Origin of the sequence: uncultured Oscillibacter sp. (genome assembly GCF_910587525.1) — a bacterium.
GTDB lineage: Bacteria > Bacillota > Clostridia > Oscillospirales > Oscillospiraceae > Oscillibacter.
In genome coordinates, this window is the sequence record NZ_CAJULS010000250.1 from 1 (window position 1) to 1,768 (window position 1,768).

At 55.5% G+C, this 1,768-nt stretch carries 2 protein-coding genes; one reads left to right on the top strand and one right to left on the bottom strand.

The window, feature by feature from the left end:
- Positions 1-208: 208 nt before the first annotated feature.
- Entirely contained in the window at positions 209-412 is a 204-nt protein-coding gene (locus QZ326_RS13140) for a sporulation sigma factor SigK (RefSeq protein WP_295746087.1), read from the top strand.
- Here QZ326_RS13140 and QZ326_RS13145 read toward each other — a convergent pair.
- A partial coding sequence (locus tag QZ326_RS13145) for a recombinase family protein (RefSeq protein WP_295746090.1) occupies positions 399-1,768 on the bottom strand: 1,370 nt, incomplete at its 5' end. The two genes, QZ326_RS13140 and QZ326_RS13145, sit on opposite strands and share 14 nt — an antisense overlap.

Here is a 1,768-nt window from a genome sequence, read left to right on the forward strand (position 1 = left end):
GATAATATCGGTGGGAAAGATATAAGAGAGGTATTGTATTTCCTTGTATAGATAACTTCCAGTTTATCGGGCAGTCATCCTCTAATTGATGACTGCCCGCTTTGGATATTGTGACTAACCGGTTTGTCAAGCAGCATAGAGCAACACTAATCTGAAAAGGGAATGTGGACTTCCCCTTCTCTCATAGAGATTAGGGAGGAGGGATTCTATGCTGTCTGCCGCACTGCTGTTATTTGCCAACACACTGTTATTTTCCCTGCGCCTGTCCGGCGGCGGGTCATTTCCAAAACCCCTGTCCGCAGTTGAGGAACGCGAGTGGCTGGCCCGCTATGCCCAAGGCGACCCGGAGGCCAGAGACGTACTCATTGAACGAAACCTGCGCCTGGTGGCGCATATTATCAAGAAGGGTTGAAGCAAACGGAAGATTTTTCCCGGTCAAAAACGGCCCTCCAAGGGCCGCCGAATTTCAGATGGATATCCAAGTGCAGCACCTCCCTGGTGCTGCATTTTTTGACCACAATATGGTCCAAAATCGTGGCAACTAAGGCTGAATTGATGCCGTTTTGAAAGGACAGCTCCCGATCCAGCACCGACCGGATTTCTTCCAGCCGCGCCGCTGTCCGCCGGCCCTTTTCCGACTCCGCCTGAATGGCGGACCGTTTTTCCTCCAGGGTTTTGATCTGCTCGTTGAACCCGTCGTTGCGCCCCTTGAACTCCGCCATGGTGATAGCACCCTCAATGCTCATCTCCAGCAGGCGGTCTTTTTTTGCCTGGATGGCGGACAGGTCCTCCTCAATACGGCAGACATCTTGAGTGTAGTCGTGCTCGTCCGGGACGGCCTGAAGGACGGCAACCACCGCATCAACGATGGCTTGTTTCTTCCGGGCAAGCTGATTGAAAATATCGGCCATGATCTGGTCCAGCTCTTTCGTGCGCAGTTGGGGCGCGGTACACCCCGCCCGGCCGCGGTTCCGGTATACCCGGCACTGCCAAACCTCTTTTTCGCCTTTGGAGCTTCTCAGCACCTGCCGGTGGAAGCTGGTGCCGTGCTCCTCGCAGACGATCTTGCCGCTGTAGGGGTAGCGGTTGTGAAACTCCGCTCCGCTCTGGTGGGACATCATCTGCTGGCTGCGCCGCTTGTACAAGGCGTTGGCCCGGTCCCACAACTCCTCCGACACGATGGCCGGAATGGACGGGTCTGGGTACATGACCCACTCGCTCTCGTCCAGAAAGATTTTCCGCTTGCTGCGGTAGTCCACCGTCTGGGACTTGTTGGCGCAGTACCAGCCCTTGTATTTGGGATTGGACAAAATATGCCGGATGGTCAGGACGTTGAAGGCATTCCCCTTCCGGCTGGTGAAGCCCTCGTCATACAGCGTCTGGGAGATGCGCCGGATTCCCATCTGCTGGTTAGCGTAGAGGTCGAAAATCCGCCGTACTACCTGGGCTTCTTCCTCGTTGATAGTGAGCACACAATCCTTCTTGTCGTAGCCCCACAGCTTGTCGCTGCCCAGTACATGGCCGTTTTTAATGGCCTGCCGAAAGCCAAATTTCAGCCGTTCCGACAGCTTGCGCACCTCGTCCTGGGCCACACCAGCCATGACCACCAAACGAAACTCGCTGTCGCTGTCCAGGGTGTTGATGTTGTCGTTCTGGAACAGCACGCCCACGTCGTGCTCCAGCAGCTCCTGGGTGTACTTGATGCTGTCCAGTGTGGAACGGGAAAAGCGGGATATCTCCTTCGTGATGATGAAGTCAAACCGCCCCG